Annotated in this window: 11 protein-coding genes; 6 read left to right on the top strand and 5 right to left on the bottom strand. The window is 67.5% G+C overall.

Annotated features, from left to right (window positions below; translation table 11 throughout):
* Positions 1–86: 86 nt before the first annotated feature.
* Entirely contained in the window at positions 87–854 is a 768-nt protein-coding gene (gene ubiG, locus E3U26_RS09385) for a bifunctional 2-polyprenyl-6-hydroxyphenol methylase/3-demethylubiquinol 3-O-methyltransferase UbiG (protein WP_243784766.1), read from the bottom strand.
* A gap of 51 nt (positions 855–905) precedes the next feature.
* On the opposite strand from ubiG, the gene pip reads away from it, so the two are divergent.
* From pip to infB, 5 genes are all read left to right on the top strand, one after another.
* The gene (pip, locus tag E3U26_RS09380; RefSeq protein ID WP_499104756.1) at positions 906–1,892 is read left to right on the top strand and encodes an alpha/beta hydrolase family protein; all 987 of its coding nucleotides are present in this window, start codon (positions 906–908) and stop codon (positions 1,890–1,892) included.
* 195 nt (positions 1,893–2,087) lie between these two features.
* Positions 2,088–2,708: a ribosome maturation factor RimP gene (gene rimP, locus E3U26_RS09375; protein ID WP_243784764.1), complete on the top strand. Its 621-nt coding sequence runs from the start codon at positions 2,088–2,090 to the stop codon at positions 2,706–2,708.
* A 3-nt stretch (positions 2,709–2,711) separates the two neighbouring features.
* Positions 2,712–4,391, top strand: coding sequence for a transcription termination factor NusA (gene nusA / locus E3U26_RS09370; RefSeq protein WP_036758199.1), 1,680 nt, complete (start codon positions 2,712–2,714; stop codon positions 4,389–4,391).
* A 15-nt stretch (positions 4,392–4,406) separates the two neighbouring features.
* Positions 4,407–5,024, top strand: a complete 618-nt coding sequence (locus E3U26_RS09365) for an RNA-binding protein (protein WP_243784763.1) — start codon at positions 4,407–4,409, stop codon at positions 5,022–5,024.
* 7 nt (positions 5,025–5,031) lie between these two features.
* Positions 5,032–7,575, top strand: coding sequence for a translation initiation factor IF-2 (gene infB / locus E3U26_RS09360; RefSeq protein WP_072463859.1), 2,544 nt, complete (start codon positions 5,032–5,034; stop codon positions 7,573–7,575).
* A gap of 235 nt (positions 7,576–7,810) precedes the next feature.
* Here infB and E3U26_RS09355 read toward each other — a convergent pair whose 3' ends face one another.
* From E3U26_RS09355 to E3U26_RS09340, 4 genes are all read right to left on the bottom strand, one after another.
* A complete protein-coding gene (locus E3U26_RS09355) occupies positions 7,811–7,939 on the bottom strand; it encodes a hypothetical protein (protein WP_036758202.1) in 129 nt (42 codons plus the stop codon).
* 119 nt (positions 7,940–8,058) lie between these two features.
* Entirely contained in the window at positions 8,059–8,457 is a 399-nt protein-coding gene (locus E3U26_RS09350) for a (deoxy)nucleoside triphosphate pyrophosphohydrolase (protein WP_036758203.1), read from the bottom strand.
* Positions 8,454–9,851, bottom strand: a complete 1,398-nt coding sequence (argJ, locus tag E3U26_RS09345; protein WP_214273379.1) for a bifunctional glutamate N-acetyltransferase/amino-acid acetyltransferase ArgJ — start codon at positions 9,849–9,851, stop codon at positions 8,454–8,456. The genes E3U26_RS09350 and argJ overlap by 4 nt, the downstream gene beginning before the upstream one ends.
* A 4-nt stretch (positions 9,852–9,855) precedes the next feature.
* Positions 9,856–10,695: a peptidylprolyl isomerase gene (locus E3U26_RS09340; protein WP_116223121.1), complete on the bottom strand. Its 840-nt coding sequence runs from the start codon at positions 10,693–10,695 to the stop codon at positions 9,856–9,858.
* Positions 10,696–10,903: 208 nt separating this feature from the next.
* Between E3U26_RS09340 and secA the strand changes: the two genes are divergently transcribed.
* On the top strand, positions 10,904–13,609 hold the full coding sequence (gene secA, locus E3U26_RS09335) for a preprotein translocase subunit SecA (protein WP_072463857.1): 2,706 nt from the start codon (positions 10,904–10,906) through the stop codon (positions 13,607–13,609).
* Positions 13,610–13,658 lie beyond the last annotated feature (49 nt).

Below are 13,658 nucleotides of genomic sequence, written 5' to 3'. Positions count from 1 at the left end.
TGAGTATTTTCGGAACGGTGAAGGCCGGCGCGGGCTCGCCCCGCCCCGCCGCGCCGCTGCCGTCGGGTATTTGCGGAACGAAGAAGTCAGGCGTCGCGCAGGGCGGTCATCGCATAGTTCACCGACAGGTCCCGATGCGACAGCGACCAGCTCCAGCCCAGCGGGTTGAAGACCATGCCGCAGCGGTCCACCACCCGCAGCCCCGCCGCCTCGGTCATCCGCGCCAGCTCGTCGGGGGTGATGAAGCGGCGCCAGTCATGCGTGCCCTTGGGCAGCCAGCGCATGATCCATTCCGCCCCGACGATGGCGGCGCCGAAGCTGCGGGCGGTGCGGTTCAGCGTGGATTGGATCAGCATGCCGCCCGGCGCCACCAGCTCGCGGCAGGTGGCGACGAACTGCGCGGGGTCGGCGACATGCTCGACGATCTCCAGCGCCATGACCACGTCGAAGCGGAGGCCCTCGGCCGCCAGCGCCTCGGCCGTGGTGGCGCGGTAGTCGATGGCGAGGCCCTGTTCCTCGGCATGCAGGCCGGCGATGGCGATATTGCCCTCGGCCGCGTCGGCGCCGGTGACGGCCGCGCCCAGCCGGGCCATCGGCTCGGCCATCAGCCCGCCGCCGCAGCCGATGTCGAGCAGGCTCAGCCCCTGGAAGGGCGCGGGCGCGGCAAGGTCGCGGCCGAACTGCCCGGCGATCTGCGCGGTGACATAGTCCAGCCGCGTCGGGTTCAGCATGTGCAGCGGCTTAAACTTGCCGTTGGGATCCCACCATTCCCGCGCCATGGCCTGGAACTTGGCGACCTCGGCCGGGTCGATGCTGCTGGGGGCCGGGCTGCTGGGGGTTGGTCTTTCGGTCATCTGGCCGTCCTTCATGTGGCGGGCGCGCGCGACGCGTTATATAGTGGTGCCATGGACAGATTGGCAGGGCAAATCGGCGGCACGGCGTCGCATGGCAGGCTGCATCCGATAGTCGAGCCCTTCGACCGCCGGGTGATCGAGGTCGGCGACGGGCACCGGCTGCATGTCGAGCAGAGCGGCAATCCCGAGGGCGTGCCGGTGATCGTGCTGCATGGCGGGCCGGGCGGCGGCTGCAGCCCCTACATGCGGCGCTTCTTCGACCCCGCCCATTACCGGGCCGTGCTGTTCGACCAGCGCGGCTGCGGCCGCTCTCAGCCCCATGCCGCGGTCCTTGCCAACACCACGCAGCACCTGATCGCCGACATCGAGGTGATCCGCCGCAGCCTGGGGATCGAGCGGGCGATCCTGTTCGGCGGCAGCTGGGGCGCGACCCTGGCGCTGGCCTATGCCCAGGCCCATCCCGAGCCGGTCGAGGCGCTGGTGCTGCGCGGCGTCTTCCTGGGCCGGCGGGCCGAGCTGGACTGGTTCTATGGCGGCGGCGTCGCGCGCTTTTTCCCCGACCGCTGGGCCGAGTTCCAGGCCCCGATCCCCGAGGCCGAGCGCGGCGACATGATCGCCGCCTATCACCGGCGCCTGTTCAGCGGCGACCGCGGGCAGGAGACGCGCTTCGCCCTGCCCTGGCTGGTGTGGGAAAACGCCCTGGCGGGCCTGGAGATCAACGGGCCGGGCCATGCGCCCCCCGACTATGCCCGCACCTTCGCCCGGCTGGAGAATCACTATTTCGCCCATGACTGCTTCCTGGCCGAGGGCCAGCTTTTGCGCGATCGCCACCGCATCGAGCATATCCCCGCCGTGATCGTGCAGGGCCGCTACGACATGGTCTGCCCGCCGGCGACCGCCTGGGAACTGGCCCAGGGCTGGAACAGGGCGGATCTGCGGCTGGTCCCCGCCTCGGGCCATGCGCTGAGCGAGCCGCGAATCGCCGCCGAGCTGGTGCGGGTCATGGACAGTTTCCGGGATGTGGCAAGGCGGGCCTGACCTCTTGGCGAAAGGGCACGCGGCGGCCGGCTTGCGGCCCCTGCGAGGCAGGCGGCAGGTGCCGCGCCGGTTTTCCTTGCAATCCCTGGCGCGGGGCCCTATATGCGGCTCAACAGCGGCGCAGGCGTCCACAACCTGCCCACCGGTAAGACGCACGGGCCGCCAAGGCCCGTTTTTTGTATTTGGGGGATCAGCATGAGCGACCTCATCGCCAAGACCGCCATCGACCGGCGTCTGGCCGAGATCATCGCCCCGGTCATCGAGGATCTGGGTTTCGAACTGGTGCGCATCCGCCTGCAAGGCGGCAAGACCGCCACGCTTCAGATCATGGCCGACCGGCCCGAGGGCGGCATCAACGTCGACGACTGCGCCGACATATCCACCGCCGTCAGCGCGGTTCTGGATGTCGAGGATCCGCTGGAGGATGCCTATCACCTGGAGGTCTCGAGCCCCGGCATCGACCGGCCCCTGACCCGGCTGAAGGATTTCGAGACCTTCGAGGGCTACGAGGCGCGGCTGGAGACGAACCAGCCCATCGACGGCCGCAAGCGCTTCAAGGGCGTGCTGGCGGGGGTCGAAAAGGGCGAAGGCGGCGACGAGGTGCTGCTGAACATCGAGGAAGGCGGAGAGACCCAGACCATCGGGCTGAACTTCGACTGGCTTTCCGATGCGAAGCTGGTTCTGACCGACGAGCTGATCGCCGAGATGCTGCGGCAGAAAAAGGACGCGGGCGTGCAGATCGACAATCTGGACGAGACCGCCTTTGACGAGATCGAAACGGAAGCCGGCGAAGACAACGCCGCCGCGAAGGAGTGAGGAATGGCCATCACCTCTGCCAACCAGCTTGAACTGCTGCAAACCGCCGAGGCCGTTGCACGGGAAAAGATGATCGACCCCGATCTGGTGATCGAGGCGATGGAGGACAGCCTGGCCCGCGCGGCGAAGTCGCGCTACGGCTCGGAAATGGACATCCGCGTCCATATCGACCGCAAGACCGGCAATGCCACCTTCACCCGCGCCCGCACCGTGGTCGAGGATGACGCGGTCGAGAACTATCAGGCCCAGTTCACCGCCGACCAGGCCCGCGCCTATTTCGAACCGTCTAAGGACGGCCGCGCCCATTGGCTGCGCGACGGCCAGCGGCTGACCGATTTCTCGGGCAAGCCGCAGCCCGGCGACGTGTTCGAAGAGCAGGTGCCGCCGGTCGACCTGGGCCGCATCGCCGCGCAATCGGCCAAGCAGGTCATCCTGCAAAAGGTCCGCGAGGCCGAGCGCGACCGCCAATACGAAGAGTTCAAGGACCGCGCCGGCACCATCATCAACGGCGTCGTCAAGCGCGAGGAATACGGCAACATCATCGTCGATGTCGGCCGGGGCGAGGCCATCCTGCGCCGCAACGAAAAGATCGGCCGCGAAAGCTATCGCCCGAACGACCGCATCCGCGCCTATGTCAAGGACGTGCGCCGCGAGGCCCGCGGCCCGCAGATCTTCCTGTCGCGCACCGATCCGCAATTCATGGCCGAGCTGTTCAAGATGGAAGTGCCGGAAATCTATGACGGCGTGATCGAGATCAAGGCCGTGGCCCGCGATCCCGGCTCGCGCGCCAAGATCGCGGTGATCTCCTATGACAACTCGATCGACCCGGTCGGCGCCTGCGTCGGCATGCGCGGCAGTCGCGTGCAGGCCGTGGTGGGCGAGCTCCAGGGCGAGAAGATCGACATCATCCCGTGGTCCGAGGACCAGGCGACTTTCCTGGTCAACGCGCTGCAACCGGCCGAGGTGGCGAAGGTCGTCTTCGACGAGGACGCGACCCGCATCGAGGTGGTGGTCCCGGACGAGCAGCTGAGCCTCGCCATCGGCCGCCGCGGCCAGAACGTGCGGCTGGCAAGCCAGCTGACCGGCCTCGACATCGACATCCTGACCGAGGAAGAGGAATCCAAGCGCCGGCAGGCCGAGTTCAACGCCCGCACCAAGCTGTTCATGGACACGCTGGACCTGGACGAGTTCTTTGCCCAGCTTCTGGTCGCCGAGGGCTTCACCAACCTCGAAGAGGTGGCCTATGTCGACCTGGACGAGTTGCTGTCGATCGAGGGCGTGGACGAAGGCACTGCCGAGGAATTGCAGACCCGCGCCCGCGAGCATCTGGAGGCCGCGAACAAGGCCGCGCTGGAAAACGCCCGCGCCCTTGGCGTCGAGGACAGCCTGATCGAGTTCGAGGGGCTGACCCCGCAGATGGTCGAGGCCCTGGCCAAGGACGGCGTCAAGACGCTGGAGGATTTCGCCACCTGCGCCGACTGGGAACTGGCCGGCGGCTGGACCACGCAGAACGGCCAGCGTGTCAAGGACGACGGCATCCTGGAGCCCTTCGGCATCAGCCTGGAAGAGGCGCAGACCATGGTGATGACCGCCCGCGTGATGCTGGGCTGGGTCGATCCGACCGAGTTCGAATCGGCCGAGGAAACCGAGGCCGAGGGCGACGAACAGGAGGCCGGGGTGTAACGCCCCGGAAACCGGATGACACGCGGGGGCCGTATCAAGGACCGCGAGACGCCCGAACGGCGCTGCATCGTCACGGGCGAAGTCCAGCCCAAGGCTGGGCTTATCCGCTTTGTCGCGGGCCCCGATGGCCAGGTGGTGCCGGATCTGGCCGAGAAACTGCCCGGACGCGGCTTCTGGGTCGTGGCCGACCGGCAGGCTTTGGACAAGGCCGCCGCCAAGGGCTTGTTTTCGCGAGGCGCCAAGGCGCGGGTGACCGCCCCGCCCGAGCTGCTGGCGATCATCGAATCCGGGCTGGCGCGGCGGGTGACGGACACGCTGTCGCTTGCGCGCAAGGCGGGGCTGGCGGTGGCCGGCTTCGAAAAGGTCAAGGACTGGCTGGCGGCCGGCAAGGCCAGGGTGCTCTTGCAGGCCAGCGACGGGTCGGAACGCGGCAAGGGCAAGCTCTGGACCCCTCCGGGGGGCCGGTGGTTCGGCTGCCTGACCGCATCAGAATTGGGTTTGTCCTTTGGGCGCGATCATGTCATACACAGCGCGCTTGCGCCGGGGGGCCTGACCGACCAGTTGATCAGGGACGCGAGCAGACTGACGGGTCTGCGCGGGCATGACGGCGGTGCGCCCGCCGGGAAGGAATGAAGATCGGATGAGCGATACTGACGGAAAGAAACCCCTGGGTCTTGGTGGCGGCCGTTCGGGCCATGTGAAGCAAAGCTTCAGCCACGGCCGGACCCATAACGTGGTCGTCGAGACCAAGCGCAAGCGCGTGGTCGTGCCCGGCAAGACCGGCGCGGCGGCCGGCGGTGGGCGCTCGGGCTCGCCCTCGGCCGTGTCGGGCGACCCGTCGAAACGTCCCGCCGGCATCTCGGATGCCGAGATGGAGCGGCGCCTGGCCGCGCTGAAGGCCGCCAAGGCCCGCGAGGTCGAGGAAGCCGCGCAGCGCGTCGCCGAGGAAAAGGCCCGCGAGGAAGAACGCGAACGCCGCCGCCTTGAACTGGAAGCCAAGGAGCGCGAGGAACGCGAGCGCGAGGAAGCCCTGCGGCTGAAGGCCGAAGAGGACGCGCGCCGCGCCCGCGAAGCCGAGCTGCGCGAGAAGAAGAAGGCCGAGATCGCCAAGCCCAAGACGGAAGCGCGCCCGGCAACCCCCGCCGACCGCGCCGCCGCCGAGGCCGCCGCCGTGCGCGCCGAGACCAAGGGCGTCAGCGCCGCCGGCCCGCGCAAGACCGACCGCGACCGCGATACCCGCAGCCCGGCCGACGACCGCGACAGCCGCAACAAGGGCCGCGACGACAGCCGCCGCACCGGCAAGCTGTCGCTGTCCCAGGCCCTGGACGGCGAGGGCGGGCGCCAGCGCAGCCTGGCCGCGATGAAGCGCAAGCAGGAAAAGGCCCGGCAGAAAGCCATGGGCGGCAACCAGCGCGCCGAAAAGCAGGTGCGCGACGTGCAGCTGCCGGAAACCATCCTGGTGTCCGAGCTGGCGAACCGCATGGCCGAGCGCACGCCGGACGTCATCAAGTCGCTGATGCGCATGGGCATGATGGTCACCGCCAACCAGGCGGTCGATGCCGATACCGCCGAGCTGGTGATCGACGAATTCGGCCACCGCGCCGTCCGGGTCTCGGATGCCGACGTGGAACAGGTCATCGACCAGGTCGAGGACAAGCCCGAGGATCTGAAGCCGCGCGCGCCGATCATCACCATCATGGGCCACGTGGACCACGGCAAGACCTCGCTCCTGGACGCGATCCGCCATGCCAATGTCGTCTCGGGCGAAGCGGGCGGCATCACCCAGCATATCGGCGCCTATCAGGTGAAGGCGTCGAACGGGGCGCTGCTGACCTTCCTCGACACGCCCGGCCACGCGGCCTTCACCTCGATGCGGGCCCGCGGCGCGCAGGTGACGGACATCGTCGTGCTGGTGGTCGCCGCCGATGACGCGGTGATGCCGCAGACGGTCGAGGCGATCAACCACGCCAAGGCCGCGGGCGTGCCGATGATCGTGGCGATCAACAAGGTCGACAAGCCGGATGCGAACCCGCAGAAGGTGCGCACCGACCTGCTGCAGCACGAGGTGGTCGTCGAGGCCATGTCGGGCGAGGTGCAGGACGTCGAAGTCTCGGCCAAGACCGGCAAGGGGCTCGATGAGCTGCTGGAGGCCATCGCGCTGCAGGCCGAGATCCTGGAGCTGAAGGCCAATCCCGAGCGCCCGGCCCAGGGCGCGGTGATCGAGGCCAAGCTGGACGTGGGCCGCGGCCCGGTCGCGACCGTGCTGGTGCAGAACGGCACGCTGAAGCGCGGCGACATCTTCGTCGTCGGCGAACAGTGGGGCAAGGTCCGCGCGCTGATCAACGACAAGGGCGACCGCATCGACACCGCCGGCCCCTCGGTCCCGGTCGAGGTGCTGGGCCTGAACGGCACCCCCGAGGCCGGCGACGTGCTGAACGTGGTCGAGACCGAGGCCCAGGCGCGCGAGATCGCGGATTACCGCATCCAGGCCGCCAAGGACAAGCGCGCCGCCGCCGGTGCCGCGATCACGCTGGACCAGATGCTGGCCAAGGCCAAGGCGGACGAGAACGTCGCCGAACTGCCGGTGGTCATCAAGGCCGACGTGCAGGGCTCGGCCGAAGCCATCGTCCAGGCGCTGGAAAAGATCGGCAACGACGAGGTGCGCGTCCGCGTGCTGCATTACGGCGTCGGCGCGATCACCGAATCGGATGTCGGCCTGGCCGAGGCCAGCCAGGCGCCGGTCATCGGCTTCAACGTCCGGGCCAATGCCCCGGCGCGGAACGCCGCCAACCAGAAGGGGGTCGAGATCCGCTATTACTCGATCATCTACGACCTGGTGGACGACATCAAGGCGGCGGCCTCGGGCCTGCTCTCGGCCGAGGTGCGCGAGAACTTCATCGGCTATGCCGAGATCAAGGAAGTCTTCCGCGTCTCGGGCGTCGGCAATGTCGCCGGCTGCCTGGTGACCGAGGGCGTGGCGCGGCGTTCCGCCGGCGTGCGCCTGCTGCGCGACAACGTGGTGATCCATGAAGGCACGCTGAAGACGCTCAAGCGCTTCAAGGACGAGGTCAAGGAAGTGCAGTCCGGCCAGGAATGCGGCATGGCCTTCGAAAACTACGACGATATCCGCAAGGGCGACGTCATCGAGATCTTCGAGCGCGAGGAAGTGCAGCGCCAGCTGTGATCCCCGCGGATAGGAACAGAAGGGGCGGGCCTGCGGGTCCGCCCTTTTTCATACCCGGATCCCGGCAGGAGCCTCCGCCCGCCCCTGCCGGCATGGCGGCGCCGCCGCCTGGCGCGCCCCGGCTTTCTCCGTTGTCCAAATACCCCCGCCGGAGGCCGGCAACAGGGCAAGCGAAAAGAAGAACGGGGCCCCGCGAAGGGCCCCGTTCAACGATCTGGGCACGTTGGCTTTTGCTTCAGGCTAGGACGGGCTTGCCCTCATAGGTCTTGCTGCCTACTCGGACCACGATATTCCCGTTCGCCTGCTGCCTTTCAAAGATCCCCTGGACCGAAATGCAACTGCCGATCGTGATCGTGCGAATCATGTCCGATCTCCTCCTCTACAGGATTTCAGGATTGTCGCAAAATCGTCAAATGTTAACTGGGAATGTCGCAGAGTCAGGCAGATGGACGATAAAGCCGGGACCGGCGTGACCGATATGTCTCATATCCAGTCGCGCAGGATGGGAATCAGCGGCAAGTCCGCCGGCGGCATGGGGTATTTGCTCAATTCGGCGGCACGGGCCCAAGCCAGCTTCTGCCCCTCCTGCGGCACCGGCACGCCCTGCCAGCGCCGGCAGGCGAACAGCGGCATCAGCAGATGGAAGTCCTCATAGGCATGGCTGGCAAAGGTCAGCGGCGCCAGGCACGAGCGCCAGGTTTCGATCCCCAGCTCCTCGTGCAGCTCGCGGATCAGCGCGGCCTCGGGGGTCTCGCCCGGCTCGACCTTGCCGCCCGGAAACTCCCACAGGCCCGCGAGGGACTTGCCCTCGGGGCGCTGTGCCAGCAGCACGCGGCCGTCCGCGTCGATCAGCGCGACGGCCGCGACAAGCACCGTCTTCATGAGCGGTAATCGGCGTTGATGTCGATGTAGCGATGCGTCAGGTCGCAGGTCCAGACCGTGCGCCGGCCCTTGCCCAGCCCCAGGTCGACGCCGATGACCAGGTGGTCGCGCTTCATGTAGGCGCTGGCCTGCCCCTCGTCATAAGCCGGTGCGCGCCAGCCGTTCTCGGCCAGCACCAAGTCGCCGAAGCGGATGGTCAGCCGGTCGCGGTCGGCCTCGGCCCCGGACTTGCCGACGGCCATGACCACGCGGCCCCAGTTCGCATCCTCGCCGGCGATGGCGGTCTTGACCAGCGGCGAATTGGCGATGGCCATGGCCACGCGATGCGCATCGGCATCGCTGGCGGCGCCCGTCACCTGCACCTCGACGAATTTCGTCGCCCCCTCGCCGTCCTTGACCACCTGCTGCGCCAGGTCCAGCATCACCTGCTCCAGCGCCCTACCGAAGGCCCGCGCCGGGCCCGAGCGCAGGTCGGTGATCGGCGCCGCTTTGGACTTGCCGGTCGCCGCCAGGATCAGCGCATCCGAGGTCGAGGTGTCGCTGTCCACGGTGATGGCGTTGAAGGTCTGGTCCAGCCGCGCCGACAGCATGCGCTGCAGCAGGGCGGGCGCGATCTGCGCATCGGTAAAGACATAGACCAGCATCGTCGCCATGTCGGGCGCGATCATGCCCGAACCCTTCGCGATGCCGACGATGTTGATGGTGCCGCCATCGCCCTCGAAACTGGCCGCCGCGCCTTTGGGGAAGGTGTCGGTGGTCATGATCGCCCGCGCCGCGCCGGCCGCGCCGGCCGCATCCAGGTTGGCGGCCAGATCGCCGATCACCGCGGTGATGCGCTCGGCCGGCAGCGGCTCGCCGATCACCCCGGTGGAGGACGAGAATACCCGCTCGCGCGGCACGCCCAGCGCCTTGGCGACGCCGCCGGTGACGGCATCCACCGCCTCTTGCCCGTTCCTGCCGGTGAAGGCATTGGCATTGCCCGAGTTCACGATGATCGCCGCGCCGGCGCCGGTGTCCTGCTTCAGCGCCAGCTTGGCCTGGCAGTCCAGCACGCTGGCCGCGCGGGTCGAGGACTTGGTGAAGGCCCCGGCGATGGCGGTGCCCGGCGCCAGCCTGACCAGCATCACATCGGTGCGGCCCTGGTATTTCACCCCGGCCGCGCCCGAGGCGAACTCGGCCCCTTCGATCACCGGCAGGTCGGGAAAGCGCGCCGGCGCCAGCGGCGAGACCGGATTTTTCGGCTTCACCGCGGCCTCGACCACCGCCTCCGCCCGCGCCTCGAGGCCGGCGGCGGTTTCCTTCAGCGCCGCCTTCAGCTTTTTCAGCTTCTTCTTCAGCGTCTTCAGCTTTTCGGCATCGGAAAGCCTGGACTTCTTGTCGTCGGTCTTGGCCATCGGCTCACTCTCCCAGGATGTCGGTCTTGTTCAGCAGGTCGGGGGCAAGCCCCTCGGTCTTTTCGACCTTGGCCTCGGCCACGCGCTTTTCGATCTCGGCCTGCACCTTGTCGCGGCGCACCTGCACGGCCAGCTGTTCCTTGACCTCTTCGAAGGCGGGGGGTGTCACCTCGCGGGTGTCGTTCAGCTTGATGACATGCCAGCCGAACTGGGTCTCGACCGGCTGGGAAACCTGGCCCTTTTCCAGTGCCTTCACCGCCTCGGCAAAGGGCTCGACCATCTGCTCGGGCTGGAACCAGCCCAGGTCGCCCTTGTTCGGGCCGGAATTGTCGGTCGATTTCTCCGCGGCCAAAGCGCCGAAATCGGCGCCTTCGGCCAGTTGCTTGGCGATGGCCTCGGCCTCCTCCTTGGTCTTCACCAGGATATGGGCGGCATTGTATTCGATGGCCGGCTCGCCCTGGCCGCCGAAGGCCTGGTCATAGGCGGCTTTCAGCTCGGCCTCGTCCGGCTCGGCCGAAGCCACCTTTTCCAGCACCGAGCCGGCCAGATAGGCGCGCTTCTCGATCTCCAGCGCCACGGTGTCGCGCTTGCTCAGCGGCTCGGCCGCCTGGGCCACGGCGGTCTGGCGGATCATCTGGTCCAGCATCAGGTCCCACAGCGCCGTATCCGGCAGGCCCTGGGTCGCCTGCGCGTCCAGCCCCTGCCGCATGGCGACCATCTGGCCCAGCGTGATCGCCTCGCCATTGACGGTGGCGACGACCGTATCGGCATCCTGCGCCAGCACGGGCAGGGCCGAGACGGTCCCCGAAAGCAGCACGGAGACGGCAAGAAGCGGTTTCAGCATAGGTTTCCCCTTCATGGGACGGCGCGTCCACGCATAGGTGAACGGGCGCAAGCGTTGACAGTGGGCCGGCCGGGGCATACATCCGGCGCAACCGAAAATGCGCGCCCGTCGCCGTTTTTCCGGCCCAAGTGATAGGGCAAGGCGAATGGTGCCGGCAAGTGGGCGGAACGTCCCGCGCACCCCCAGATACGCGATTTTGAAGGTTCATATGCTCGGCATCGGAAACTTGGCGAAACTGGTCTTTGGCACGCCCAACGACCGCAAGGTGAAATCGGTCCGCCCGCTGGTGGCCCAGATCAACGCGCTGGAGGAGAAGTTCCGCCCCCTCTCGGACGCGGAGCTGATCGACAAGACCCGCGAATTGCAGGGCCGCGCCCAATCGGGCGAGGATCTGGACAAGCTTCTGCCCGAGGCATTTGCCAATTGCCGCGAGGCGGCGCGCCGCGCCCTGGGCCTACGCGCCTTCGACACCCAGTTGATGGGCGGCGTCTTCCTGCACCAGGGCAATATCGCCGAGATGAAGACCGGCGAGGGCAAGACCCTGGTCGCGACCTTCCCGGCCTATCTGAACGCGCTGGCCGGCAAGGGCGTGCATGTCGTCACCGTCAACGACTACCTGGCGAAACGCGACGCGCATTGGATGGGCAAGGTCTTTGCGCAGCTGGGCATGACCACCGGCGTGGTCTACCCGTTCCAGGACGATGCCGAAAAGCGCGAAGCCTACCGGGCCGACGTGACCTATGCCACCAACAACGAGCTGGGCTTCGACTACCTGCGCGACAACATGAAGGGCTCGATCGAGCAGATGACCCAGCGCGGGCATTTCTTCGCCATCGTGGACGAGGTCGACTCGATCCTGATCGACGAGGCGCGCACGCCGCTGATCATCTCGGGGCCCAGCCAGGACCGCAGCGAACTTTACAAGACGCTGGACCGCTTCATGCCGGAACTGGCACCCGAGCATTACAAGCTGGACGAAAAGACCCGCAACGCCACCTTTACCGAGGAAGGCAACGAGTTCCTGGAAAAGCGGCTGCAGGCGGCGGGCATCCTGCCCGAGGGGCAGACGCTCTACGACCCGGAATCGACCACCATCGTGCATCACGTCAACCAGGCGATGCGCGCGCACAAGCTGTTCCAGCGCGACCAGCACTATATCGTGCGCGACGACGAGGTGGTGCTGATCGACGAATTCACCGGCCGGATGATGAAGGGCCGCCGGCTGTCGGACGGGCTGCACCAGGCCATCGAGGCCAAGGAAGGCGTCGCCATCCAGCCGGAAAACGTCACGCTGGCCTCGGTCACGTTCCAGAACTATTTCCGCCTCTACGACAAGCTCTCGGGCATGACCGGCACCGCCGCCACCGAGGCCGAGGAATTCGCCGAGATCTACAAGCTGGGCGTGGTCGAGGTGCCGACCAACCGTCCGGTGCAGCGCATCGACGAACACGACCGCGTCTATCGCACCGCTGCCGAGAAATATGCCGCCGTGATCGCCGCGATCAAGGAAGCCCATGAAAAGGGCCAGCCGATCCTGGTCGGTACCACCTCGATCGAGAAATCCGAGATGCTGTCGCAGATGCTGGCCAAGGAGGGCATCCAGCACAACGTGCTGAACGCCCGCCAGCACGAGCAGGAGGCCAAGATCGTCGCCGATGCCGGCAAGCTGGGCGCCGTGACCATCGCCACCAACATGGCCGGCCGCGGCACCGACATCCAGCTGGGCGGCAATGTCGAGATGAAGGTGATGGAGGCGCTGGCCGCCGACCCCGAGGCGAACCCCGACGAGGTCCGCGCCCGCATCGAGGCCGAACATGCCGCCGAGAAACAGGCGGTGCTGGACGCCGGCGGCCTCTTCGTGCTGGCGACCGAACGCCACGAAAGCCGCCGCATCGACAACCAGCTGCGCGGCCGCTCGGGCCGGCAGGGCGATCCCGGCCGCTCGCTGTTCTTCCTGTCGCTGGAAGACGACCTGATGCGCATCTTCGGCTCGGAACGGCTGGACAAGGTGCTGTCCACGCTCGGCATGAAAGAGGGCGAGGCCATCGTCCACCCCTGGGTCAACAAGTCCTTGGAACGCGCACAGGCCAAGGTCGAGGGCCGCAACTTCGACATCCGCAAGCAATTGCTGAAATTCGACGACGTGATGAACGACCAGCGCAAGGCGATCTTCAGCCAGCGGCTGGAGATCATGCATACCGAGGAGGTCGAAGAGGTCGCCGCCGACATGCGCGCCCAGGTGATCGACGACCTGGTCGAGCGCCACCTGCCGCCCCGTGCCTATGCCGAGCAATGGGACGTCCAGGGCCTGCACGACGCGGTGATCGACAGGCTGAACATGGACCTGCCCATCGCCGACTGGGCCGCCGAGGACGGCGTGGACCAGGAGGCGATCCGCGAACGCATCCAGCAGGCCACCGACGCCTATATGGCGCAGAAGGCCGAGCAGTTCGGCCCGGAAAACATGCGCCAGATCGAAAAGCAGGTGCTGCTGCAACAGATCGACAGCAAATGGCGCGAGCATCTGGTGACGCTGGAACACCTGCGCTCGGTCGTGGGCTTCCGCGGCTATGCGCAGCGCGACCCGCTGTCGGAATACAAGACCGAAGGGTTCCAGCTGTTCGAGACCATGCTGGACGGGCTGCGCTTCGACGTGACCCAGCAACTGGCCCGCATCCGCCCGCTGACCGATGCCGAGCGCGAGCAGATGCTGCGCGAATACCAGCAGAGCCAGGCGGCGGTCGAGGCGCAGATGCATCCCGAGCACGAGGAGGCCGAGGGCGGCGAGGTCTCGGGCCGGGTCGCCGGCTTCGACGAGACCGACCCCACCACCTGGGGCAACCCCTCGCGCAACGATCCTTGTCCCTGCGGCTCGGGCAAGAAGTTCAAGCACTGCCACGGCGCGCTGGCGTGATTTGGGGGCCTTCGGGCCCCTTTCTCATGCGCCGCGCCTCTTGCACGCT

It is taken from the genome of Paracoccus ferrooxidans (assembly GCF_029909815.1).
GTDB lineage: Bacteria > Pseudomonadota > Alphaproteobacteria > Rhodobacterales > Rhodobacteraceae > Paracoccus > Paracoccus versutus.
This window is presented reverse-complemented; position numbering and strand designations above follow the sequence as displayed.